24 protein-coding genes and 1 tRNA gene are annotated in these 21959 nt (G+C 68.6%); 16 read left to right on the forward strand and 9 right to left on the reverse strand.

Annotated elements, in window-relative coordinates:
- Positions 1-9: 9 nt before the first annotated feature.
- From ACQ754_RS06680 to ychF, 5 genes are all read left to right on the forward strand, one after another.
- Positions 10-84: transfer RNA gene (locus ACQ754_RS06680), tRNA-Gln, on the forward strand.
- A 57-nt stretch (positions 85-141) separates the two neighbouring features.
- On the forward strand, positions 142-1080 hold the full coding sequence (locus ACQ754_RS06685; RefSeq protein WP_440996299.1) for a ribose-phosphate diphosphokinase: 939 nt from the start codon (positions 142-144) through the stop codon (positions 1078-1080).
- A 79-nt stretch (positions 1081-1159) separates the two neighbouring features.
- Positions 1160-1828: a 50S ribosomal protein L25/general stress protein Ctc gene (locus ACQ754_RS06690; protein WP_440996225.1), complete on the forward strand. Its 669-nt coding sequence runs from the start codon at positions 1160-1162 to the stop codon at positions 1826-1828.
- Between the two features lie 27 nt (positions 1829-1855).
- Positions 1856-2443 carry an aminoacyl-tRNA hydrolase gene (gene pth / locus ACQ754_RS06695; RefSeq protein ID WP_440996226.1) on the forward strand — a complete coding sequence of 196 codons (588 nt, stop codon included), beginning with the start codon at positions 1856-1858 and terminating at the stop codon, positions 2441-2443.
- A gap of 36 nt (positions 2444-2479) precedes the next feature.
- Positions 2480-3571: a redox-regulated ATPase YchF gene (ychF, locus tag ACQ754_RS06700; protein ID WP_440996227.1), complete on the forward strand. Its 1092-nt coding sequence runs from the start codon at positions 2480-2482 to the stop codon at positions 3569-3571.
- A gap of 16 nt (positions 3572-3587) precedes the next feature.
- Here ychF and ACQ754_RS06705 read toward each other — a convergent pair whose 3' ends face one another.
- A complete protein-coding gene (locus ACQ754_RS06705; RefSeq protein ID WP_440996228.1) occupies positions 3588-5219 on the reverse strand; it encodes an NAD+ synthase in 1632 nt (543 codons plus the stop codon).
- Positions 5220-5391: 172 nt separating this feature from the next.
- On the opposite strand from ACQ754_RS06705, the gene glnB reads away from it, so the two are divergent.
- Positions 5392-5730 (forward strand): nitrogen regulatory protein P-II, encoded by a 339-nt coding sequence (gene glnB, locus ACQ754_RS06710; protein ID WP_440996229.1) that lies wholly within the window; start codon positions 5392-5394, stop codon positions 5728-5730.
- A 4-nt stretch (positions 5731-5734) separates the two neighbouring features.
- On the opposite strand, the gene ACQ754_RS06715 is transcribed toward glnB, so the two are convergent.
- Positions 5735-6481 carry an outer membrane protein assembly factor BamD gene (locus ACQ754_RS06715; RefSeq protein WP_440996230.1) on the reverse strand — a complete coding sequence of 249 codons (747 nt, stop codon included), beginning with the start codon at positions 6479-6481 and terminating at the stop codon, positions 5735-5737.
- Positions 6482-6562: 81 nt separating this feature from the next.
- Between ACQ754_RS06715 and rluD the strand changes: the two genes are divergently transcribed.
- Entirely contained in the window at positions 6563-7537 is a 975-nt protein-coding gene (rluD, locus tag ACQ754_RS06720) for a 23S rRNA pseudouridine(1911/1915/1917) synthase RluD (RefSeq protein ID WP_440996231.1), read from the forward strand.
- 31 nt (positions 7538-7568) lie between these two features.
- Here rluD and ACQ754_RS06725 read toward each other — a convergent pair whose 3' ends face one another.
- On the reverse strand, positions 7569-8225 hold the full coding sequence (locus tag ACQ754_RS06725; RefSeq protein ID WP_440996232.1) for a DUF1614 domain-containing protein: 657 nt from the start codon (positions 8223-8225) through the stop codon (positions 7569-7571).
- A gap of 163 nt (positions 8226-8388) precedes the next feature.
- On the opposite strand from ACQ754_RS06725, the gene ACQ754_RS06730 reads away from it, so the two are divergent.
- The 6 genes from ACQ754_RS06730 to ACQ754_RS06755 all read left to right on the forward strand — a co-directional run bounded on the left by ACQ754_RS06730 (position 8389) and on the right by ACQ754_RS06755 (position 13325).
- Complete coding sequence (locus ACQ754_RS06730; RefSeq protein WP_440996233.1) at positions 8389-8703, forward strand: FmdB family zinc ribbon protein; 315 nt, start codon at positions 8389-8391, stop codon at positions 8701-8703.
- A gap of 105 nt (positions 8704-8808) precedes the next feature.
- Positions 8809-10596, forward strand: coding sequence for an aspartate--tRNA ligase (gene aspS, locus ACQ754_RS06735; protein ID WP_440996234.1), 1788 nt, complete (start codon positions 8809-8811; stop codon positions 10594-10596).
- The gene (locus ACQ754_RS06740; RefSeq protein WP_440996235.1) at positions 10593-11132 is read left to right on the forward strand and encodes a DUF192 domain-containing protein; all 540 of its coding nucleotides are present in this window, start codon (positions 10593-10595) and stop codon (positions 11130-11132) included. Before aspS ends, ACQ754_RS06740 begins: the two co-directional genes overlap by 4 nt.
- Entirely contained in the window at positions 11129-11752 is a 624-nt protein-coding gene (locus ACQ754_RS06745) for a LysE family translocator (RefSeq protein WP_440996236.1), read from the forward strand. The genes ACQ754_RS06740 and ACQ754_RS06745 overlap by 4 nt, the downstream gene beginning before the upstream one ends.
- Positions 11749-12654 carry a DMT family transporter gene (locus ACQ754_RS06750; protein ID WP_440996237.1) on the forward strand — a complete coding sequence of 302 codons (906 nt, stop codon included), beginning with the start codon at positions 11749-11751 and terminating at the stop codon, positions 12652-12654. Before ACQ754_RS06745 ends, ACQ754_RS06750 begins: the two co-directional genes overlap by 4 nt.
- Before the next feature lie 89 nt (positions 12655-12743).
- Positions 12744-13325, forward strand: a complete 582-nt coding sequence (locus ACQ754_RS06755) for a peroxidase-related enzyme (RefSeq protein ID WP_440996238.1) — start codon at positions 12744-12746, stop codon at positions 13323-13325.
- Between the two features lie 13 nt (positions 13326-13338).
- Here ACQ754_RS06755 and folX read toward each other — a convergent pair whose 3' ends face one another.
- The 3 genes from folX to ACQ754_RS06770 all read right to left on the reverse strand — a co-directional run bounded on the left by folX (position 13339) and on the right by ACQ754_RS06770 (position 14789).
- Positions 13339-13704: a dihydroneopterin triphosphate 2'-epimerase gene (gene folX, locus ACQ754_RS06760; protein ID WP_440996239.1), complete on the reverse strand. Its 366-nt coding sequence runs from the start codon at positions 13702-13704 to the stop codon at positions 13339-13341.
- Between the two features lie 9 nt (positions 13705-13713).
- Complete coding sequence (gene folE, locus ACQ754_RS06765) at positions 13714-14265, reverse strand: GTP cyclohydrolase I FolE (protein ID WP_440996240.1); 552 nt, start codon at positions 14263-14265, stop codon at positions 13714-13716.
- An 80-nt stretch (positions 14266-14345) separates the two neighbouring features.
- A complete protein-coding gene (locus ACQ754_RS06770) occupies positions 14346-14789 on the reverse strand; it encodes a hypothetical protein (RefSeq protein ID WP_440996241.1) in 444 nt (147 codons plus the stop codon).
- A gap of 95 nt (positions 14790-14884) precedes the next feature.
- Between ACQ754_RS06770 and ACQ754_RS06775 the strand changes: the two genes are divergently transcribed.
- From ACQ754_RS06775 to ACQ754_RS06785, 3 genes are read left to right on the forward strand one after another with little or no spacing between them, the layout of a single operon-like run.
- Entirely contained in the window at positions 14885-15484 is a 600-nt protein-coding gene (locus ACQ754_RS06775; protein WP_440996242.1) for a nitroreductase family protein, read from the forward strand.
- A 15-nt stretch (positions 15485-15499) separates the two neighbouring features.
- Complete coding sequence (locus ACQ754_RS06780) at positions 15500-17755, forward strand: hypothetical protein (RefSeq protein WP_440996243.1); 2256 nt, start codon at positions 15500-15502, stop codon at positions 17753-17755.
- Complete coding sequence (locus ACQ754_RS06785) at positions 17752-19044, forward strand: glycosyltransferase (protein WP_440996244.1); 1293 nt, start codon at positions 17752-17754, stop codon at positions 19042-19044. The genes ACQ754_RS06780 and ACQ754_RS06785 overlap by 4 nt, the downstream gene beginning before the upstream one ends.
- 25 nt (positions 19045-19069) lie before the next feature.
- Here ACQ754_RS06785 and ACQ754_RS06790 read toward each other — a convergent pair whose 3' ends face one another.
- Genes ACQ754_RS06790 through ACQ754_RS06800 form a run of 3 tightly spaced genes read right to left on the reverse strand, consistent with a single transcriptional unit; the run spans position 19070 to position 21951 of the window.
- Positions 19070-20005, reverse strand: coding sequence for an ornithine cyclodeaminase family protein (locus ACQ754_RS06790; protein ID WP_440996245.1), 936 nt, complete (start codon positions 20003-20005; stop codon positions 19070-19072).
- Positions 20006-20038: 33 nt separating this feature from the next.
- Complete coding sequence (gene pgeF / locus ACQ754_RS06795; RefSeq protein WP_440996246.1) at positions 20039-20782, reverse strand: peptidoglycan editing factor PgeF; 744 nt, start codon at positions 20780-20782, stop codon at positions 20039-20041.
- 35 nt (positions 20783-20817) lie between these two features.
- Entirely contained in the window at positions 20818-21951 is a 1134-nt protein-coding gene (locus ACQ754_RS06800; protein WP_440996247.1) for an enoyl-CoA hydratase/isomerase family protein, read from the reverse strand.
- Positions 21952-21959 lie beyond the last annotated feature (8 nt).

Raw genomic sequence — 21959 nt, forward strand, 5'->3', positions numbered from 1 at the left:
CAAAACCACTGGGGCGTCGCCAAGCGGTAAGGCACGGGGTTTTGATCCCCGCATTCGCAGGTTCGAATCCTGCCGCCCCAGCCATTATCCAGCCCCACCGCTGCAACCGACAGGTAGGCCGTCGTGATCGAAAACGGACGCATGAAGGTGTTTGCGGGCAACGCCAATCCGCAACTCGCCAATGCCGTTGCCGCTCATCTCAAGACCCGTCTTGGCAATGCCCTCGTCTCGCGCTTCAGCGATGGCGAGGTGCAGGTGGAGATCAACGAGCACGTCCGCGGTCGCGACGTGTTCATCATCCAGCCCACCTGCGCGCCGACCAACGACAACCTCATGGAGCTGCTGGTGATCGCGGATGCGCTGCGCCGCTCGTCGGCGGCGCGCATCACCGCCGTGATCCCGTACTACGGCTACGCCCGCCAGGATCGGCGGCCGCGCTCCGAGCGCGTGGCCATCAGTGCCAAGCTGGTCGCGGACATGATCTCCGCGGCGGGTATCAACCGGGTGATTACCGTCGACCTGCACGCCGATCAGATCCAGGGGTTCTTCAACGTGCCGGTGGACAACGTCTATGCCTCTCCGGTGCTGCTCGGCGACATCTGGCGCCAGCTCCACCCCAACAAGATCGTTGTCTCGCCGGATGTCGGCGGCGTGGTGCGGGCTCGTGCCATCGCCAAGCGCCTGGACGACGCAGAGCTGGCCATCATCGACAAGCGCCGCCCGCGGGCCAATGAATCCAAGGTCATGCACATCATCGGCGATGTGCGCGACAAGACCTGCATCATCGTCGACGACATCGTCGACACCGCGGGCACCCTATGCGAGGCGGCACGGGTGCTCAAGGAGAAGGGGGCCGGCAAGGTGGTCGCCTATATTACCCACCCGGTGCTCTCGGGTCCGGCCATCGACCGGATCAATGCCTCCGAGCTGGACGAGCTGGTGGTGACCGACAGCATCCCCCTCTCGGAGGCCGCGGAGGCCTCGGAGAAGATCCGTGCGCAGACCCTCGCCGAGATGCTGGCCGAGACCATGCGCCGGGTAAACAACGACGAATCGGTCAGCGAGCTGTTCGTCGAGTGATTTCCCACGCCGAACCTGGTCGCGGGGGAGGCGGCCGCCCTAGGGGCGGTTCCATTACCATGTCAGGAGTAAACAACCCATGAGCAGTGTCGAACTCAAGCTGGATGCCAGCGTTCGCGCGGAGCAGGGCAGAGGTGCGAGCCGCCGCCTGCGCCGGGCGAAGCGCCTGCCGGCCATCGTCTATGGCGCCGGCAAGGATGCCGCCGCCATCACCGTCGGCGAGCAGCAGCTCTCACGCCTTATGCGCGAGGAGGCCTTTTTCTCCCAGGTCATCGACCTCAACGTCGACGGCAAGAAGGAGCAGGTCATCCTCAAGGACCTGCAGCGTCACCCGTTCAAGCCGCTCGTCACCCACCTGGACTTCCTGCGGGTCCGGTCGGACGAGAAGCTGCGCACCCACGTGCCGCTGCACTTCCTCAACGAGGAGATCGCCAAGGGCGTCAAGCAGGCCGGGGGTGTGATCCACCACGACATGATCGAGGTGGAAGTGGAGTGCTACCCGCGCGATCTGCCCGAATATATCGAGGTGGACGTCGAGGATCTGGACATCGACAGCGCCCTGCACCTCTCGGACGTGACCGTGCCCGCCGGCGTTACTCTGCCGGGTCTCGGCGAGGATGCCGAGCACGATCAGCCGGTGGTCAGCATCCACGCGCCGCGCAAGGCCAAGGAAGAGGCCGCCGAAGAGGCGGAAGAGGGCGGCGAGACCCCCTCCGAGGAGGCCGGTGGCGAGGGCGAGGAGGGCTGACTGCCCCTCACGGAGAGAGACCGGCGTATGGTGGAGCAACAGGGGATTCGGGCGATTGTCGGGCTCGGCAATCCGGGATCGCGCTACGAGCGTACCCGCCATAACGCCGGTTTCTGGTTCGTGGAGGCCCTCGCGCGGGCGCACCATGGCAGCTGGCGCGAGGCGCGCCGGTTCCACGGCCTCCACGCCCGGGTGACTATCGACGGACGGGACGTCCACCTGCTCAAGCCCACCACCTACATGAACCATAGCGGACGCGCCGTGCAGGCGCTGGCCGGGTTCTACCGTCTGGGCGCTCCGGAACTGCTGCTCGCCCACGATGAGATCGACCTCCCGCCCGGGACCGTCCGTCTCAAACGCGGTGGTGGCCATGGCGGGCACAACGGGCTGCGCGATGCCGTTAAGGCATTGGACAGTCGGGAGTTTGCTCGCCTGCGTATCGGGGTCGGCCATCCGGGTAGCGCGGAGGCGGTGGTCCCCTATGTGCTCAGCCAGGCCAGTCGGGATGAGCAGACGGCCATGGAGGCCGCCATCGACGAGGCGTTGGCGGTGATGCCCTGGCTACTCGCCGGCGACTGGGACCGCGCCTTCCAGCGACTGCATACTGCGGCGTAGCCTTCCGCCGCGCCACAGCGCTTCGGAGCATCGAACATGGGATTCAAATGCGGCATCGTGGGCCTGCCCAATGTGGGCAAGTCCACGCTCTTCAACGCGCTCACGCGCAACGAGATCCCCGCCGAGAACTATCCATTCTGCACCATCGATCCCAACGTGGGCATCGTGCCGGTGCCCGACCCGCGGCTGGAGCGTATCGCGGAGATCGTGCGCCCGGAGAAGGTGATTCCCACGACCATGGAGTTCGTGGACATCGCCGGGCTGGTGGCCGGCGCCTCCCGGGGGGAGGGGCTCGGCAATCAGTTCCTCGCCAATATCCGCGAGACCGAGGCCATCGCCCACGTGGTGCGCTGCTTCGACAGCGGGGACGTCCATCACGTGGCCGGCCGCGTCGACCCGGTCGCCGACGTGGAGACCATCAACACGGAGCTCGCGCTGGCGGACCTGGACACGGTGGCCCGTGCCCTGCAGCGCTATGAACGCCAGGCGAAGTCCAACGACAAGACCGCCATCGCCTACCGCGACGAGCTCAAACGCATCCACGCGGCCCTGGACGAGGGTACCCCGGTGCGTGCCATGGCCTTTGACGAGCATGTGCAGCCGCTGCTCGGCGAGCTCCACCTGCTCACGGCCAAGCCGGTGCTCTACGTGGCCAACGTCGCCGAGGACGGGTTCAGCGACAATCCGCAACTGGACGCGTTGCGCGACTATGCCGAGGCCGAGGGCTCCGGTGTCGTGGTCGTCTGCGCGGCCATCGAGGCGGAGCTCGCGTTGCTCGAAGACGCGGACAAGGCGGAGTTCCTCGCCGAGTACGGCCTCGAGGAGCCGGGGCTGAACCGGGTCATCCGTGCCGGCTACCGCCTGCTCGGGCTGCAGACCTTCTTCACCGCCGGTCCCAAGGAGGTGCGGGCCTGGACCGTGCGCGAGGGGGCGACGGCGCCGGAGGCCGCGGGGCGCATCCATACCGACTTCCAGCGCGGGTTCATCCGCGCCGAGGTCGTCGCCTACCAGGATTTCATCGCCTGCGGCGGCGAGCAGGGAGCGAAAGAGTCGGGCAAGCTGCGCCTCGAGGGCAAGGACTACGTCGTCCAGGAGGGCGACATCTGCCACTTTCGCTTCAACGTCTGAGGGGGCGGGCGCCCCCTCATTCGACGCGACCGAACCCCGAGGTGATGGGGTAGCGCCGGTCCCGGCCAAAGGCCTTGGTAGTGGTCTTCACCCCCGGTGGGGCCTGGCGGCGCTTGTACTCGTTGCCGTGGACCATCCGTACGATCCGCCGCACCGTGGCCTCGTCGTGGCCCGCGTCCACGATCTCCGCGATGGCGGCGTCATCCTCGACGTAGGCGGCGAGGATGGCGTCCAGCTCCTCGTAGTCCGGCAGGCTGTCGGTATCCTTCTGGTCCTCCCGCAGCTCCGCGGTGGGCGCCTTGACGAAGATGTTCGCCGGGATCACCTCCGAGAGCTCGTTGCGGTAGCGGGCCAACCGGTACGCCTCGGTCTTGAATACGTCCTTCAGGGGGGCGAAGCCGCCGACCATGTCCCCGTAGAGGGTGGCGTAACCCACCGCCAGCTCGCTCTTGTTGCCGGTGGCCAGCACCAACTTGCCGAACTTGTTGGATAGTGCCATCAACAGCGTCCCGCGGGCCCGGGACTGGAGGTTCTCCTCGGTGACATCCTGCGCCAACCCTTCGAAGCTCGGCGCCAGCGCCTCCAGGTACGCAGAGAAGATCCCCTCGATGGGGATGTCGCGGTAGCGAACCCCCAGATTCGCCACCAGGGCGGCGGCGTCGGTGTGGCTGGTATCCGAGGTATAGCGGCTCGGCATCATCACGCATTCGACCCGCTCCGGGCCGAGGGCGTCGACGGCGATGGTGGCCGCCAGCGCGGAATCCATCCCACCGGAGAGACCGACGAGGACGCCGGGGAAGCCGTTCTTCTCCACGTAGTCCCGCAAGCCCCAGACCAGGGCGTCGTAGACGCAGGCCTCCTCGGAAGGGTCCTCGCAGACCTCGGCATCGACGGGCCGCCAGCCGTCGGTGCCGCGCTGTAGATCCACCGGGTAGAGCCCGGTCTCGAAGCGGGGTGCACGCATGGCGAGCGCGCCGTCGGCGTCGAAGGCACAGGAGCCGCCGTCGTAGACCACCTCGTCCTGTCCGCCGGCCATGTTGCAGTAGAGTACTGGCACACGGGCAGTGGCAATGCGCTCGCGGAGCACCGATTCCCGGGCCAGCCATTTGCGATGGTCGAAGGGCGAAGCGTTGAGGTTGACGACGACCTCGGCGCCGGCCCGGGCGGCCTCCTCCACCGGGCCAGGGTGCCAGGCGTCCTCGCAGATGGTCACCCCCAGGCGGCATCCCCCCGTGTCCACGATGCAGGGGCGGTCACCGGCGTCGAAGTAGCGGCGGTCGTCGAAGACCCCGTAGGTGGGCAGGTGGTGCTTGTCGTAGACCCCGAGCAGCTCGCCGTCGCGCAGGACGAAGGCGCTGTTGTAGAGATTGTCGCCCTCCGCCCGCGGCGCGCCGACGACGAGCACGACGCCCCCGACCTCGGCGCGTAGCCGCTCGATGCCCCGCTCGACGGCGGCGATGAAGTCCCCGCGCAGCAGCAGGTCATCCGGCGGATAGCCGGTGAGGGCGAGCTCCGGGAAGACGACCACCCCCGCACCGAGCTCGTCGCGGGCGCGTTCGGCCGCCCGGGCCACGGCCTCGGTGTTGCCGGGGATATCCCCCACCAGGAGGTTGAGCTGGGCCATTGCGAAGCGCTGGGAATCGGTCATAGCCGTGATGTTCGCCACAAATCGGGGGTCCGCGCAATCCTACCGGAAACGGCGGCGGGAATCGCCCCGGGCCGGCGCGGCAGGCCTGGCTCGGTTTCGGAGCGCCGTGACGATGGGTAAACTGCCGCCATGACCGCATCCGGCGGCGACCGATTACCCAAGGAGCCACTACATGAAGAAGGTCGAAGCGATCATCAAGCCGTTCAAGCTCGACGACGTCCGGGAGGCGCTTTCCGAGATCGGCATCACCGGCATGACGGTGACGGAGGTCAAGGGGTTCGGCCGGCAGAAGGGCCATACCGAGCTCTACCGCGGCGCGGAGTACGTGGTCGACTTCCTGCCCAAGATGCGCGTGGAGATCGTGATCGCCGACGACCAGGTGGAGCGCTGCCTCGAGGCGATCAACCAGGCGGCCCACACCGGCAAGATCGGGGACGGCAAGATCTTCGTCACCCCGGTAGAGCGGGTGATCCGCATCCGCACCGGTGAGGAGGACGAACAGGCGATCTGAGGGCTCAGGCGTCCGCCGGATCCAGGTCGTTGTACTCCAGCACGCGTCGTACCTCGCGGCGCAGATCGGACGCCCCGAGCTCGGCGTAGCTGCGCTCGAGCAGCTGTAGCGCCGGGCCCATCGCTGGCGCGCCCTCGTATTCCCGGACGAGATGGGCGGCGCGGTTCGCGGCCGCCACCCAGGCACCGCGGTCGGCGTAAAAGCGGGCGATGCGCAACTCGTGGCGGGCGAGGAGGTCGCGGATGTCGGCCATGCGGCGCCGGGCGTCGCGGGCGTACTCCGTCTGTGGGTGGCGTTCGAGCAGTGTGCGGAACGCCTCGAAGGCCTGCCGCAGCGGCTCGGGATCGCGTGCCGCGCGCTCCAGCCCCAGCACGCGGTCCAGGAAGCCACGGCCCTGCTCCTGCTGGGCCACCCCCTGCATGTACCAGGCATAGTCGACCCGGGGATGGCGGGGGTTGAGCCGGATGAAGCGCTCGGCGGCGGCCACCGCCGAGGCCGGCTCGCCCATCTGCTGATAGGCGTAGATGATGTCGAGCTGTGCCTGCTGGGCGTGGACGCCGAAGGGGTAGCGGGATTCCAGTTGCTCGAGCCGCGCCACCGCGAGCTGATAATCGCCGCGATCGAGGGCGCCGCGGGCGCGGTCGTACAGCACCTCGGCGGAGGGGTCACCGGTTGGCTCCTCCTCCGGCGGATCGCCGGCACAGGCGGCGAGAAGCAGGGCCGCCAGCATCAGGGGCAGGGCTCGCAACATGGGTGCGCTCCGGCAGTGACTGAGTGCGCTATTCTAGGGGGCCACCGTCCGTTGATCCACACCGAGACCGCAGACGCCGCAATGCAAGCACCGACCCTCCGACTTGAGGCCGAGATCCCCGCCGGGCAGGCCGGGGTGCGGCTGGACCGTGCCCTGGCCGCGGTGTTCCCGGACTATTCCCGAAGCCGTTTGCAGCGGTGGCTGAAGGATGGGGCCATCACCGTCGATGGTGCCGTGCCCCGGCCGCGGGATATCGTCCACGGTGGCGAGCGGGTGCGTATTCACGCGCAGCTAGAGCCAGAGGGTGCGGTGCAGGCGCAGGCCATTCCCCTGGATATCTGCCACGAAGACGAGGCGTTGCTGGTAATCAACAAGCCTGCCGGGCTGGTGGTACACCCGGGGGCCGGCAATCTGGCGGACACCCTGCAGAACGCATTATTGCACCACGATCCCGCCCTGGAGACGTTGCCGCGGGCGGGGATCGTCCACCGGCTGGATCGGGATACCACGGGCCTGATGGTGGTGGCGCGAACCCTGGGAGCGCACCGGTCGCTGGTGGAGCAGCTCCAGCGGCGGCGCGTGGGTCGGGAGTATCAGGCCCTGGTGGCGGGCACCTTCACCGCCGGCGGCCGTGTGGAGGCCGCCATCGGCCGCCACCCCCATCATCGCACCCGCATGGCGGTGCGCGAGGGGGGGCGTCCCGCGGTAACCCATTACCGCATCCTTGAGCGATTCCCCGCGCACACCCTGCTGCGCTGCCGGCTCGAGAGCGGGCGGACCCATCAGATTCGGGTCCACATGGCGCACATCCGTCATCCCATCGTGGGGGACGCCACTTATGGCGCCCGTCCGCGGTTGCCCCCGGGGGCCGATGAGGCGGTGCGTGAGGCGCTGGCGGGGTTTCGCCGCCAGGCGCTGCACGCCTGGCGGTTGCAGCTGGAGCATCCGGTTAGCGGTGAGGCCATGGCCTGGGAGGCACAGCCGCCGGAGGATTTCCAGTCCCTGCTCGCCGCCCTGCGTGCCCATCGTGACCGGGCCACGGATGGGCACGGATGAACGCGGATTGCTAGGCAGCGGTTCGGGAGCGTCAGGCCAGCAACACGGCGACGATGCCGGTGATGAATACCCCGTCGAAGGTGCCGGCGCCGCCGATGGAGGCCAGCGGCGCGCCGAGGCGGCCGACGTCGCGAAGGCGCATCAAGTCCGCACCGATGAGCACCCCCATCGTCCCGCAGATGTAGGCCAGGGGGGCGCTGGCCTCGGGCAGGACGGTAACGGCGATGAGCGCCGCGGAGATGGGGGCGATGAAGATGGGCATGCCGATGCCGACGCCGCGAATGGGGCGGCTGAACAGGTAACACACCAGCGACTGCAGTGCCGTAGCCAGCACAACAGCGGTCAGCGGCAGGGCGCTTCGGGAAAGCAGGTAGCCGGAGAAGAACACGGGCACCAGGCCGCCGCCCACATTCATCGCCACCAGCACCTTGCCCGCGCGGATCTGGCGCATCAGCGGATTCATCCACAGTTGCCGCTGGCGCCAGCGCGGGTCCAGCTCGCCTTCGGCGTCGAGGGTGAACAGCGGCAGATTGATCCCGCTGCCGGCCAGTGAGCTCAGCAACAGCAGCATGGCCGAGCCGCTGGACAGACCCAGCTTATCGAAGGCGATGGTGAGCGCCCCCACCTGCACCAGTGCGAAGACGAAGGCGAGCAGGAAGACGCCCAGCAGTAGTCCGAGTGGATTCACGCGTCCCTCCCGGGAAAGGCCCCGACCGCATGGTAAATGGATTGCCTGGAATGGGGTATCATCGGCGCGTTCGCGGGTACTTGGTTCGGGATGCGGGTGCCCCTATGTCTATCGGTTGTTACGAGTGATCATCCCTTCGGGCCATTTTCGTGAGGATTCTGCCATGCCCATCTATGAATACTGCTGTGATGCCTGTGGCCATGAGCTCGAGGCCCTCCAGTCCATCAATGAGGAGCCGCTCACCGATTGCCCCGAGTGCCATCGCCCGCAGCTGCGCAAGCGCATCTCCGCGACGGCGTTCCGGCTGAAGGGCAGCGGCTGGTACGAGACCGATTTCAAGAACGAGAAGGAAAAGCGCCGCAATCTCGCCGGTGACAGCGGCAGTGGCAGCAGCGGGTCGAAGGGCTCCGAGGGGTCCGGCTCCGGTAGCAGTGGCGAGACGAAGAAGGGCGAAGGCAAGAAGGCGAGCGCAAGCTGAGTGCTTGCGCCGTCAACGGCGAGCTCTTACCATTCTGGGCTTCTCAGTGCCCGCGGTCGCGGGCATTTTCTTGTCTCCCAATTGCGGACACGGCGGTTCGGATTCATGCGTACGCACTACTGTGGTGAGGTCACCGAGGCCCTGCTGGACGATACGGTGACGGTCTGCGGCTGGGCCCACCGGCGCCGCGATCATGGCGGGATCATCTTCGTCGATCTGCGTGATCGCGAGGGGCTGCTGCAGGTGGTCTTCGATCCCGACGAGGCGGCCGCCTTCGAGCTCGCCGATGGCGTGCGCAATGAGTTCGTGCTGCGCGCAACCGGCCGGGTGCGCCGGCGCCCTACGGGCACCGAGAATCCGGCGCTGGCCACCGGCGCGGTCGAGCTTTATGCCACGGATCTGGAAATCCTCAACCGGGCGAAGACGCCGCCGTTCCAGCTCGACGATCACGACGTGGGCGAGGACGTCCGCCTTCGCCACCGCTATGTGGACCTGCGCCGCCCGGAGATGCTCGAGCGCCTGCGCACCCGCGCCCGGCTCACGGCCGCGGCGCGAAGTTATCTCGACGCCAACGGCTTTCTCGATATCGAGACCCCGATGCTCACCCGGGCCACCCCCGAAGGGGCCCGGGACTTCCTGGTGCCGAGCCGCATCCACCAGGGCGAGTTCTATGCCCTGCCGCAGTCGCCGCAGCTGTTCAAGCAGTTGCTGATGATGAGCGGCATGGACCGTTATTACCAGGTCACCCGGTGCTTTCGCGACGAGGACCTGCGGGCCGACCGGCAGCCGGAATTCACGCAGCTCGATATCGAGACCTCGTTCCTCGACGAGGACGGCATCATGGGCCACATGGAGGCCATGATCCGCGGTGTCTTCGCGGAGGTCATGGATGTGGCGCTGCCGGAGCCCTTCCCGCGGATGAGCTACGCCGAGGCCGTGGAGCGCTTCGGCATCGACCGCCCGGACCTGCGCATCCCCCTGGAGCTCGTGGAGGTGGCCGACCTGGTCGCGGGCGTGGAGTTCCAGGTCTTCGCCGCGCCGGCCGCCGACCCCAAGGGGCGGGTGGCGGCGCTGCGGGTGCCCGGCGGCGGTTCGCTGACGCGCAAGGCCATCGACGGCTACACGGATTTCGTGGGCCGCTACGGCGCCAAGGGGCTCGCCTACGTCAAGGTCAACGATCCGGCGAAGGGTCGTGACGGGCTGCAGTCGCCGATCCTCAAGTTCCTCCCCGACGAGGCGGTCGCGGGCATCCTCGAGCGCACCGGCGCGGAGGCCGGGGATCTCGTGTTCTTCGGCGCTGACAAGGCCAAGGTGGTCAACGATGCCCTGGGGGCCCTGCGGGTGCGCCTGGGCCACGACCTTGACCTCGTGGAGTCGGGCTGGCGGCCCCTGTGGGTGGTGGACTTCCCCATGTTCGAGTACGACGAGGACGACAAGCGCCTCTATGCGCTCCATCACCCGTTCACCTCGCCGCGGGTCTCCGATCCTGCCGAGCTGGAGGGCCAGGACCCGGAGGCGCTTCTGTCCCGGGCCTACGACATGGTGCTCAACGGCACCGAAATCGGTGGCGGCTCCATCCGTATCCACCGCCCGGAGATGCAGTGGCGCATCTTCGAGCTGCTGGGCATCGGCGAGGCGGAGGCCCGGGAGAAGTTCGGCTTCCTGCTGGATGCGCTCGAGTACGGCGCACCGCCCCACGGCGGGATCGCCTTCGGCCTGGACCGACTGGCCATGCTGATGACCGGTTCCCACTCCATCCGTGACGTGATGGCCTTCCCCAAGACCCAGACGGCCACCTGCCTGCTCACCGAGGCGCCGGCCGCGGTGGAGGAGGCGCAACTCCGCGAGCTGGGGCTGCGGATCCGGCGCACGGTGGCCCGGGAAGGGCAATGACTCGCCGGCTCCGGACTGGCAGGGGCCGGCCTTTACGGATCCTGCGCCAGGCGCCCCGGTTTGCCTTCCCGCTGTTGCTGGCCGTTGCGGTGCTGGCCTTCGCCCCGCTGGGACCCGCCGATGACCGCGGGCCTCTGGGGCGGGCGCTGGCGGTGGTGGAGGGGATGGAGGCCGCTACCGTCCCCGTGCCCGGCCGGGAGCACCCACTGGTGGTGCGCATCGCTGATGACGCTCGCGAACGGGCCCAGGGCATGCAGCACCTGCCGCCGGCCGAGATCCGCGCCCGCCCTATCTGGTTCGCCTATCCGTCCCCGCGGGTGACCCGCTGGCACATGCGCAACGTCCGCCTGCCCCTCGATATCGTCTGGATGGACGTCGATGGCCGCGTCCTGGAGGTTGGCCGCATGGAGCCCGGTGGCCACGGTTATGAGTCGCCCCCCGGGGTGCAGCACGCCCTGGAGCTCGCCGCCGGCCAGGCCAAGCGACTCGGCCTGCGGCCGGGGGCGCGGCTGACGGTGCCGGAACCGGCGCAGTGAGCCTCACCGCCTGGTTCTCCCTGGCCGCCGTCTGCGCAATGGGGGCGGTATCGCCGGGTCCGAGCCTCGCCGTGGTGGTGCGCCACAGTATCCGCGGCTCCCGGACCCATGGCGTCGCCGCGGCCCTCGCCCACGCGGTCGGTATCGGCGTGTACGCGCTGCTCACCACGCTGGGCCTGGCCGCGGTGGTCACCGCCGAGCCGCTGGTCTACCGGGTTATCGCACTGGCCGGAGCCGCCTATCTGGCGTGGCTGGGGGTGGCGGCGCTGCGGGCTGGGGGTCGGACCCTGGTGGGAGCTGGCAGGGAGGCCGTCGGCGGAGTCGGGGCCGCCGCCCGTGACGGTTTCCTCATCGCCTTTCTCAATCCCAAGATCGCGGTCTTCTTCGTGGCGCTATTCAGCCAATTTGTCCGCCCGGGGATGGGGGTCGGGGAGACCACGGTCTTCTGGCTCACGGCGGCGGTGATCGACGGCGGCTGGTATGCCCTGGTGGCCACGGCGCTGACCGGTGCCGGCGTGGTGGAGTGGCTGCGCCGGCACGGCGTCTGGGTGGACCGGCTCACAGGGTGCCTGCTCCTCGGCCTCGCGGTGGTGACGGTGTCCCGGGTCCTCTCGTCATGAGCAGCGCCGCCGATAGCGACGCCCGGGCCCGGCTAGTGGCCCTGCTGGCGCTTTGTGCCACGGCGGTGTTCTGGGCCTCCGCGTTTCCCGCGGCCAAGGCGACGCTGAGTTACTACACCCCCATGGAGACGGTGTTCCTGCGCCTTACCGTGGCGGCGCTGTGCTTCGCCGTGGTCCTGATCCCCCGGGGCGTCGCCGCCTTGCGTTCCTGGCGGCGACTCCCCCGGGTGGTGGTGCTCGGGCTCATCGGGGTATTCGGTTACCAGGCCCTGTTGGCGACGGGGCAGACCAGCATCACGGCCAGCGCGGCGGGCCTGGTGATCACGGCGGTGCCGGTGTTCACCGCGCTGCTCGGCGCGGCGGTGGCCGGCGAGCGCCTCCGTGCCCCCGCCTGGGTGGGACTTGCCTTGGGGGCCACCGGCGTGACGGTGATCACCGCCAACGAAGGCCTGGACCTGGGCAGCATCCGTGGCGTCGGTCTCATCATCATCGCCGCGGCGGTGACCGCGGTGTACTTCGTCTATCAGAAACCTGTGCTGCGCCACGAGCGGCCCACGGTGTTTCTGGCCTGGGCGGTGTGGGCCTCGTTGCTCGCCAGCAGCCCCGCCGCTTTCGGCATCTGGGATCGGATCGCCGCGGCGCCGTTGGAGGCCACCCTGGCCGGGGTCTATCTGGGCATCTTCCCCATGGCCGCGGGTTATGGTCTGTATACCTTCGCCCTGTCGCGCCTGCCGGCCAGCGTCGCCTCGAGCTTCATCTACCTGCAGCCGCCCATCTCCGTACTGATCGCCTGGCTGTGGCTGGACGAACAGCCCAACGCGCTGATCTTCGCGGGCGGTGCCCTGGCCTTGATTGGGGTGGCCCTGGTGACCCGCTACGGCGTGGGCGGACGGCGGGGGTAGTCACCGGGGCTCGTCCCGCGAATCGGATCGCGCCTTGTTCCCGCCATTGCGCTACGCTGGGGCGAAATCCGATGAGTAGGAGAATGGCAATGGGTCAGCCCGATCACGTCACCGCCCTCGATCTACCCGAGCCCGAACGGGCCGCCATGGACGAGGACATGCGCCGCTACTTCGAGGTCTGCGAGGAAAAGCTGGGCATGGTCCCGAACGTGCTCCGGGCCTACAGCTTCGACCAGGCGAAGCTGCGCAATTTCGTGAATGCCTACAATGAGCTCATGCTCGGCGATTCGGGGCTGAGCAAGCTCGAGCGGGAGATGATCGCGGTAGTGGTGTCCTCGATCAACCGCTGCTACTACTGCCTCGTCGCCCATGGACAGGCCGTGCGCGCCCTCTCCGGGGACCCGGAGCTCGGCGAGATGCTGGTGATGAACTACCGGGTCGCGGAGCTGGAGCCGCGGCAGGTGGCGATGCTGGACTTCGCGGTTTCCCTGACCGAGGATCCGGAGTCCGTGGGCGACGAGGACCGGGCGCTGCTACGCGAGGCCGGTTTCGGGGATCGACAGATCTGGGATATCGCCGCGGTCACGGCATTCTTCAACATGACCAACCGCCTCGCCGCCGGCGTGGATATGATGCCCAATCCCGAGTATCACCGCATGAACCGGGACTGAATCCCCGGGCATATCATTCCCGGCTGGCCGCCATTGCCAGGGACACCGAGTCGGAGAAGCGCAGGGCGTGGGGCTTGTCCACCTCCACCTCCGCGCGTTCCACCTGCTCGGCGGCCATGGCGATGTCGAGGATGTCGCTGACCAGCTTCTCGAGCAGCAGGAAGCGGTTGTCCTCGACGTGGGCGATGATCCGCTTGGTGATGCCCTTGTAGTCCAGGGCCCGCTCCACCTCGTCGGCACGCGCGGCGGGCAGGGCGTCGTAGTCGATGGTGACGTTGACCACCACGTCCTGTCGCTTCTCCTGTTCCTCGGGGTTGAAGCCGATATAGGTGCGTAGCCGGAGATTCTTGATACGGATCCGCGAGCGCTCGTGTCGCATGGGCCGCCCCTAGCGGATCAGCTGGAGGAATTCGTTCCGCGTGGACTGTGATTCCCGGAAGGTGCCGAGCATCACCGACGTGCTCATCTCCGAGTTCTGCTTTGCGACGCCCCGCATCATCATGCACAGGTGCCGGGCCTCGATCTGCACGGCCACGCCCCGGGCACCGGTCACCTCCTGTACCGCCTCGGCGATGTCGCGGGTGAGCTGCTCCTGGATCTGCAGGCGCCGGGCGAACATATCAACGATGCGGGCGACCTTGGACAGGCCAAGGACCCGCCCGTTGGGGATGTAAGCGACCTGCGCGCGGCCGAAAAAGGGCAGCAGGTGATGCTCGCACAGGGAATACAGCTCGATGTCCCGGACGATGATCATCTCGTCGAGATCGGACTCGAACAGCGCCCCGTTGATCAGCTCCGAGAGGTTCTGGGTATAGCCCTCGGTGAGGTACGCGAATGCCTTGGCGGCACGTTCGGGGGTCTTTTCGAGCCCCTCACGGCTGACATCCTCGCCGATACCGGTGATGATCTGTTCGAATTGGGTGGCCAGGGGGTGGGTCATGGGTCTTTCGTCGTGTCCTAGGTTTGTATAGTGTTTGTATCATAAAAAAACGGGCGGTGCACAGTCCATTCGCCGTCGGCTCAGGGTGTGTCCCCGCTGGAATGGAATGCGACCTGATCCCGGAACAGCCGCAGCCAGCCCCGAGCCTGCTCGCGGAGGTCGTCCGGCATCGGCTGCGGGTGCTCGCCATCACTGACGCCGATCAGGCTATACCCCAGCCACAGCCGTCGCCAGCCCTCGGCCTCCCTCCCGTACAGGGCCTCCCGGACGCGCAGACTGTCATCGACATCGACGATGGTCAGCGCCAGCCCCAGGGACCCCTGCGCAGGGATGCGGACGTCCGGCGGGGTCGCAGCGGCGACGTGCAGGCGCAGGCCGCGCAGGCGCAACCGGGCGCTGGTGAGCTCCAATCGATGCAGGAGCGTGGCGCGGGCATCGGCGAGGCCGCGTGCGAGCCAATCCCCGCCGTCGCCGGTCAGCGGCGGCGTGAGGATCATCCAGTGGTGGTAGCTCTCGGTGTCCATGTCCCATCCCCTTGAAAGGCGATCCCTCGCCCCGAATCTGCCCCTGTGGCTCTGATATCCTGTGCTTTTCCGGGCGACGTGTGAAGGGAGTACTCATGGCAGCCGAGACCCGCGCCACCGCCGAGCGATCGGCCCATCCCGCCACGCCGGAGCAGGCCGCGGAGCTGATCCGTAGCCGGCGCACCATTAATCGCTTCCGCCCGGAGCCGCCGCCCCGGGAGGCCGTCCTGCGCGCCCTGGAGCTGGCGCGCTGGGCACCGAATCATCACCTCACCGAGCCCTGGCATTTCTATCTCATCGGCGAGCGTACCCGCGAGGCGATCATCGAGCTCAACGCGGAACTCGTGGCCGCGAACAAGGGGGAGGAGGCGGCCCGGGACAAGCGCGAGAGCTGGTCCGCGAAGCCGGGCTGGCTCGCCGTGAGCTGTGACCATTCCACCGATGAGCTGCAGGCCTGGGAGGATTATGCCGCCTGTGCCTGCGCGATACACAATCTGGCACTGTATCTCTGGAGCGAGGGGATCGGGGTGAAGTGGACCACCGGGCCGGTCATCCGCGATCCACGTTTCTATGACCTCCTCTGGGTGGATCCGGATATCGAGACGGTCATCGGCCTGCTCTGGTACGGCTATCCGGATGAAACACCGGAGACCCATCGCCGGACCCTGGACTGCAGTCTCGTCGAGCTGCCCTGAACGGGAGGTGCCCTGTTGCGCTGGCGCTGGTTGCCCTGGCGATTCCTCGTACGCCGTGCCGCGCGGGCCCACGGGTTTCTCGATCCGCTGGCCTTGATCGCGCGTCTGCAGCGTTTCGCTCAGCCATCGGAGGTCTCCGAGCCCATCGAGCTGCTGCGGGCGGGGGTGGTCTTCCATGCCCGCGGGCTCATCAATACCCGGGTGATACAGCACAACCTGGACTGGGTGTGGCCCTGGTGGATCGAGCAGCAGTTCGATCCCTCGAGTGACGCGTTCCTGCCCCGGGCCTTCTCGGTAACCCATGTGAACCTGACGCATCGGAACTGGACCGCCGTGGGCATCCCCGATCACGCGGGGCTGCCCATCGTGGATCCGAGGGGGCTGGTGACCCCCTTCCACGACGGTTGGTCCCTGGATGCCTGGGTGTACGGTGCCGACGGGGAGCGCCTGTATCCCTCGCGGGAGCCCCATGCCTCCCAGTACCTCGATTCCGCCGACCATGGCGCCGTGGTCACCGAGGTGGTCCGCAACGGCCTGCGCCTGCTCTGTCGGGCCGCGGTGCGCCGCGAGGGGGGCAGGGCGACCCTGTACCTGGACTACGAGGCCCGCGCGGACAATGGCGGTACGCTGGTGCTGGCCCTGCGGCCTTACAATCCCGAGGGAATCAGCTTCATCCACCAGGCCGAGCTGGACGCGGATCGCCGTGGCTGGCGGGTGGACGGCAAACGGCCGGTGCGCTTCGACGCAGCGGCGGCGCGTCATCACGTATCGGACTACGCCCATGGTGATGTGGCCATCCACATGGGGGAGGAAGAGGGTGCGGGGCAGGTCGACTGCGACGTGGGCCTCGCCACTGCCGCCGCCGAGTTTCCGGTCGCCGGCGGCGAGGTTCGGCGGTTAGGGGTGCGGGTACCCCTGGACCCGGCCGATGATGTCGGCGCCGGCGGCGACTGGGCCGGGGCCCTGGCCGGCGGCGCCGTCCTGGAGATCCCGGATGCACACATCGCCGGGCTCTACCACACGGCCCTGCGCACCCTGGTGCTGCACACGGTGGAGGATGCCTATCCGGGCCCCTACACCTACAAGCGCTTCTGGTTCCGGGACGCGGCCTTTATCGTCCACGCCCTGCTCGACGCGGGCCTTACGGGTCGGGCCTGTCGAATGCTGGCACCCTTCCCGGGACGCCAGCATCGTACCACCGGGTATTTCCACTCCCAGGACGGCGAATGGGACGCCAACGGCGAGGCGTTGTGGATCCTATCGCGCTATCACGAGGTCACCGGCGAGGAACTGCCGGAGGCGTGGTTGCAGGCGCTGCGCCGCGGCGCGCGCTGGATCGCGCGCAAGCGCACGGACGCGCACGGTGATGCCCCCCACGCGGGGCTGTTACCGGCCGGTTTCAGCGCCGAGCACTTCGGGCCCAACGACTATTACTACTGGGACGACTACTGGTCCGTGGGTGGACTGGAAGCGGCGGCGGAGGTCCTGCGCGATCATGGTGACCCGGTCCGGGCGTCGGAGCTGGAGGCCGAGGCGGTGGACCTTCGCGGGGTCCTGGAGCGCTGTCACGAGCAGGACGAGAAGCGACTCGGACGGGTCGCGGTGCCGGCCTCCCCCTATCGGCGGATGGATGCCGGCGCCGTGGGGGGGCTCGTCGCCGGGTATCCCCTGCAGCTGGTGCCGGCCGGCGATGCGCGGCTGCTCGGCACGGTGGACTGGCTGATGGACCACGCCCGGGTCCGCGGCGGCTTCTTCCAGGATATGATCCACTCGGGGATCAACGCCTATCTCACCCTGCACCTGGCCCAGGTGCTCATGCGCGCCGGCGATCCCCGTTGCCATGAGCTCATCCGGGCGGTGGCGGACCTGGCCACCCCTACGGGCCAGTGGCCCGAGGCCATCCATCCAAGGACCCTCGGTGGCTGCATGGGCGATGGCCAGCATGTCTGGGCGGCGGCGGAATGGGTATCGGTGCTACGGAACTGCTTCGTGCGCGAGGAGGGCGAGCGTCTGGTGCTTGCCGCCGGTGTCCCGCCGCAGTGGTTCGCCGCGGGGGAGCGCATGCGCTTCGGGCCCACTCCTACCCGCTTCGGGACGGTCGCGGTGGAGATCGTGCCGGTATCCGGCGACCGAGGCGCCGTCGAGGTGCGCTGGGAGGCCGATTGGCGCCGCCGGCCGGAGGCGGTGGAGATCGCCCCGGCCGGCATGCGGGCGATGCGGGCCGAGCCCGGTGCCGGCCGGGTAACCCTGCGCTGGAGGACGGCGGCGTGAACATACTGATGATGACCAACACCTACCTGCCCCACGTCGGAGGGGTGGCGCGCTCGGTGGCCTCCTTTACGCAGGCCTATCGCGAGCGTGGCCATCGGGTGCTGGTGGTGGCCCCGGAGTTCGCCGGGACGGTGGAGGACGAGGCCGGCGTGGTGCGCATGCCGGCGCTGCAGAACTTCAACGGCAGTGATTTCTCCGTGGTCCTGCCGGTGCCCCGCTTCCTGGAACGGGAGGTGACCCGTTTCGAGCCGGACATCATCCATTCCCATCATCCCTTTCTCATCGGCTCCACTGCCCTGCGCCTGGCCTCGTTGTTCGGCCTCCCGCTGGTGTTCACCCACCACACCATGTATGAGCGCTATACGCACTATGTGCCTGGTGACTCGGCGGTGCTGCGGCGCTTCGTGGTGCAACTCTCCACCAGCTACGCCAATCTCTGCGATCGCGTCTTCGCCCCCAGTGAGAGCATCGCCGGCATTCTCCGCGAGCGGGGGGTGCGTACGCCGGTGGACGTGGTACCCACCGGGGTCGCCGTGGACGAGTTCCGGGGCGGCGATGGCCGCTCGTTCCGGCGCCGGGCGGGGATCCCGGAGGACGCCTTCGTGATCGGCCATGTGGGGCGATTGGCCGAGGAGAAGAACCTGGGCTTCCTCGCCCGTGCCGTGGCTCGGCTGCTCGCCAGGGTCCCGCGGGCCCATTTCCTGGTGGTGGGGGATGGCCCCGCCGCCGAAGGGATCCGGCGGGCGCTGGACGTGGTGGGGGCGAGGGAGCGATTGCACATGCCCGGAAAGCTGGTGCAACCGGCGCTGGCCGATGCCTACGCCGCCATGGACTGCTTTGCCTTCGCCTCGCTCAGCGAGACCCAGGGCATGGTCCTGGCGGAGGCGATGGCGGCAGGCCTGCCCGTGGTCGCGGTGGATGCCCCCGGGGTGCGGGAAGTGGTGGACGACGGCCACAACGGGAGGCTCCTGCCCCACTGTGATGAGGCCGCCTTCGCCAGCGCCCTGGGCGAGTGCGTGGAGGCCGACGTCGACACCCGACGGCGCTGGGCGCAGGCGGTGGCGGAGACGGCGGAGCGTTACTCCCTGGCGCGCTGCGCGGAGCGCGCCCTGGCCCTGTACGGCGAGCTCGACGGCCCCGAAGGGCAGGCGGAAGAGGACCAGGACCTCTGGCATATGAGCCTGCGCCGGATTCGGGCGGAATGGGACCTGCTCAAGGGCATGGCCCAGGCGGCGGGCTCGTCGCTGGGCGACGAGCTACGCCATCGCCGGGACCGACCGGATACCTGAGCCCTATACCTGAGCCCTGGGAGCGTCAGGAGATAGCGCGCCATACGGCGATGGCGGCGGCGAGGTCCTCCAGGGCCGTCCCCACGGACTTGAACAGGGTGACCTCGGAGGCGTCGCGCCGGCCGCGGTGTTCGCTGCGGGCCAGCGCCGCCAGGTCGGCGCGGATCTCGTCGTAGTCGAAGGCGCCGGCGCTCTCGGCCATGCGCAGGTCGCCGGCCTCGCCCCGGGCACCGGCATAGGTGTCCACGAATACCTCGGCGCGGCGGACCGCCTCGTCGTCGCTCTCGCGCATGTCCGGCCGAAACGCCCCGACCAGGTCCAGGTGCGTTCCGGGCCGGAGCCACTCGCCGAGCACCAGCGGCTCGCTGGAGAGGGTGGCGCAGCTGATGATGTCCGCATTGGCCACTGCCGGTGCCAGCTCCGTGACCACATCGCAGTCGAAGCCCCGCTGCCGGCAGGTCTCGGCCAGCGCTGCGGCCTTCTCCGGGTTGCGTCCCCAAATGCCCACCGAGCGGATGGGGCGGACCGCCGCATGGGCCTCGATGAGCATCGGTGCCAGGGCGCCGGTGCCCACCATCACCAGTCGCTGGGCGTCGTGCCGGGCCAGGTAGCGGGCCGCCACCGCGGAGGCGGCAGCGGTGCGGCGACGGGTCAACTCGGCGCCGTCGATGCAGGCCAGCGGCTCGCCCGTCTCCCCGTTGCAGAGCAGGTAGACGCCGGAGATCGCCGGTAGCCCGCGGTCCGCGTTCTGCGGGAACACATGCACCATCTTCACGACGATGTGGCCGTCATGCTCCCAGGCCGGCATCAGTAGCATGGTGGCCTCGCCGTCGGGTCGGGGTATGGCGTGGTGGTGCCGCGGCGGTGCCTCGCAGCCTTCCCGGAACAGTGCGTCGATGCCGTCGATGAGGTCCGGCCACGGTAGCGCCGCCGCCACCTGCTCGCCGCTGATCACGCGCATGATCCTCTCCCCCTTGAATCCGTTGTCATCGTCTCAGTGTGCCCGCCAGACCAGGGTGGCCATCCGGCCGGTGCGCCCATCCCGGCGATGGGAATAGAACCGCCCGGCATCACTGTAGGTGCACAGGCCGCTGCCATATAGGGCGCCGACGCCGGCGGCCGAGAGCCGGCGCCGGCCGAGGGCGCCGAGATCGGCATACCAGTGGCCCGGCCGGCCGGCAGTGAAACACGCCTCACAACCCGGGTCCGAGAGGCGGAAGGCCTCCCGGACCTCATCACCGACCTCGAACGCCTCCGCCCCGATCGCAGGGCCCAGCCAGGCCATGAGCCTCTCCGGCGCTACTCCCATCGCCTCCACCGTGCGCTCGAGCATACCGGCGACAAGCCCACGCCAGCCGGCATGAGCGGCGCCCACCCGGGAGCCATCGCGGTCGCAGAGCAGTACCGGCAGGCAGTCGGCGGTAAGCACCGCGCATACCGTCGCAGTGGCGCCGGTGGTGGCGGCATCCGCGCGCGTCTCGTCGGGCTCGATCTCCTCGGCGGTGACGACCCGGCTGCCGTGAATCTGCGCGAGCCATCGGGGTGCCGTCGGCAGCCCCAGGGCGGTGGCCAGGCGCTTGCGGTTCTCGGTGACGCTGAGCGCATCGTCGCCGGTGCGAGCGCCCAGGTTGAGGCTGTCGAAGGGCGGGCGGCTGATGCCACCACAGCGGGTGGTGGACACCGCCCGGATGTTTTCCGGGGCCGGCCAGTCCGGCACGATCCAGCTCGGTTGTTCCATGGGAAGGCAGGTTACACCATCGTCGACCCGACGCCCTAGAACGGTTCCGGGAGATCGGCCAGCGGCGAGTGCTCCAGGCCCTCGGGCGGCTCGAAATGGGCGGCCACCAGCGCGTCGTCCACCGCGTCGATGGTGGGCGGATCCCAGCGCGGGTTGCGGTCCTTGTCCACCAGCAGCGCCCGCACGCCTTCAGGGAAGTCGTGGCGACGGGTGCACTGTACGGACATGTTCAGCTCCCGCTGGAACACCTGTTTCAGGGATAGGTACTTGCCCCGGCGGAACTGCTCGAAGATCACCCGCGCCGAGGTGGGCGAGCCGTCGGCGAGATTCTGCGTGGCCGTGGCCAGCCACTTGTCGTCGGGCGCGGCGCTGCGCATGGCCTCGAGAATGCCGCCGACACTGTGGCGGTCGGTTACATGATCGATGAAATCGATGTGCTCCAGGACATTGGAGCGGGGCCGCTGTTCCCGCACCGGGTCCGCGAAGCCCCGCAGGAGCATGGAGAGGTGGCCGCGGTTGAGCTCCGGGTCGTCGTCCCATTCCACATCGCTTAGGGCGGAGAATACCGCGGCGCGCTGCTCCACGGTGATGAAGTAGTCGGCGAGGCTGGTGTAGAGGGCGTCGGCGGCGTTCATGTGCGCGGCGGTGAGCCCGAGGAACAGGCCGACGCGGCTGGGCATGCGGTTGAGGAACCAGGTCCCGGCAACGTCCGGGTAGAGTCCGATGGTGATCTCCGGCATGGCGATGCGGGAGGCCTCGGTGACCACCCGATGGCTGGCGCCCACCATCATCCCCAGGCCGCCGCCCATGACGATCCCGTGGCCCCAGACCAGCAGCGGCTTGGGATAGGTGTGGATGCGGTAGTCCAGCCGGTATTCCTGTTCGAAGAACTGCTCGCAGAACTCGCTGCGGCCGCCGTCCGCCTCGCGGATGGCGTTGTAGGTGGCGATGACGTCACCGCCGGCGCAGAAGGCCTTGTCGCCGGAGCCGTGCAGGACCACGCAGGCGATGGCCGGGTCCTCGGCCCAGGCGGCGAGCTGGGGCTGGAGCGCGGCGATCATCGCGGGGTTGAGCGCGTTCAGCGCCTTTTCGGCGTTGAGCCGCGCGAAGCCGATGCGCCGGCCGTTGCGGGTGCCGACCTCCTCGAAGATGACGGGTTCGTCGGACATTGTCTGCT

It is taken from the genome of Arhodomonas sp. SL1, assembly GCF_052060015.1.
In the GTDB taxonomy this organism is placed as follows: Bacteria; Pseudomonadota; Gammaproteobacteria; order Nitrococcales; family Nitrococcaceae; genus Arhodomonas.

Excerpts from the sequence above, each read along its gene's own strand:
- ACQ754_RS06800 (WP_440996247.1), bottom strand. The coding sequence starts at position 21,951 with ATGTCCGACGAACCCGTCATCTTCGAGGAGGTCGGCACCCGCAACGGC.
- ychF (WP_440996227.1), top strand. The coding sequence starts at position 2,480 with ATGGGATTCAAATGCGGCATCGTGGGCCTGCCCAATGTGGGCAAGTCC.
- pth (WP_440996226.1), top strand. The coding sequence starts at position 1,856 with ATGGTGGAGCAACAGGGGATTCGGGCGATTGTCGGGCTCGGCAATCCG.
- aspS (WP_440996234.1), top strand. The coding sequence starts at position 8,809 with ATGCGTACGCACTACTGTGGTGAGGTCACCGAGGCCCTGCTGGACGAT.
- ACQ754_RS06740 (WP_440996235.1), top strand. The coding sequence starts at position 10,593 with ATGACTCGCCGGCTCCGGACTGGCAGGGGCCGGCCTTTACGGATCCTG.
- ACQ754_RS06715 (WP_440996230.1), bottom strand. The coding sequence starts at position 6,481 with ATGTTGCGAGCCCTGCCCCTGATGCTGGCGGCCCTGCTTCTCGCCGCC.
- ACQ754_RS06730 (WP_440996233.1), top strand. The coding sequence starts at position 8,389 with ATGCCCATCTATGAATACTGCTGTGATGCCTGTGGCCATGAGCTCGAG.
- glnB (WP_440996229.1), top strand. The coding sequence starts at position 5,392 with ATGAAGAAGGTCGAAGCGATCATCAAGCCGTTCAAGCTCGACGACGTC.
- ACQ754_RS06685 (WP_440996299.1), top strand. The coding sequence starts at position 142 with ATGAAGGTGTTTGCGGGCAACGCCAATCCGCAACTCGCCAATGCCGTT.
- ACQ754_RS06690 (WP_440996225.1), top strand. The coding sequence starts at position 1,160 with ATGAGCAGTGTCGAACTCAAGCTGGATGCCAGCGTTCGCGCGGAGCAG.
- ACQ754_RS06790 (WP_440996245.1), bottom strand. The coding sequence starts at position 20,005 with ATGCGCGTGATCAGCGGCGAGCAGGTGGCGGCGGCGCTACCGTGGCCG.
- ACQ754_RS06775 (WP_440996242.1), top strand. The coding sequence starts at position 14,885 with ATGGCAGCCGAGACCCGCGCCACCGCCGAGCGATCGGCCCATCCCGCC.
- ACQ754_RS06755 (WP_440996238.1), top strand. The coding sequence starts at position 12,744 with ATGGGTCAGCCCGATCACGTCACCGCCCTCGATCTACCCGAGCCCGAA.
- ACQ754_RS06750 (WP_440996237.1), top strand. The coding sequence starts at position 11,749 with ATGAGCAGCGCCGCCGATAGCGACGCCCGGGCCCGGCTAGTGGCCCTG.
- rluD (WP_440996231.1), top strand. The coding sequence starts at position 6,563 with ATGCAAGCACCGACCCTCCGACTTGAGGCCGAGATCCCCGCCGGGCAG.
- folE (WP_440996240.1), bottom strand. The coding sequence starts at position 14,265 with ATGACCCACCCCCTGGCCACCCAATTCGAACAGATCATCACCGGTATC.
- ACQ754_RS06705 (WP_440996228.1), bottom strand. The coding sequence starts at position 5,219 with ATGACCGATTCCCAGCGCTTCGCAATGGCCCAGCTCAACCTCCTGGTG.
- pgeF (WP_440996246.1), bottom strand. The coding sequence starts at position 20,782 with ATGGAACAACCGAGCTGGATCGTGCCGGACTGGCCGGCCCCGGAAAAC.
- ACQ754_RS06770 (WP_440996241.1), bottom strand. The coding sequence starts at position 14,789 with ATGGACACCGAGAGCTACCACCACTGGATGATCCTCACGCCGCCGCTG.
- folX (WP_440996239.1), bottom strand. The coding sequence starts at position 13,704 with ATGCGACACGAGCGCTCGCGGATCCGTATCAAGAATCTCCGGCTACGC.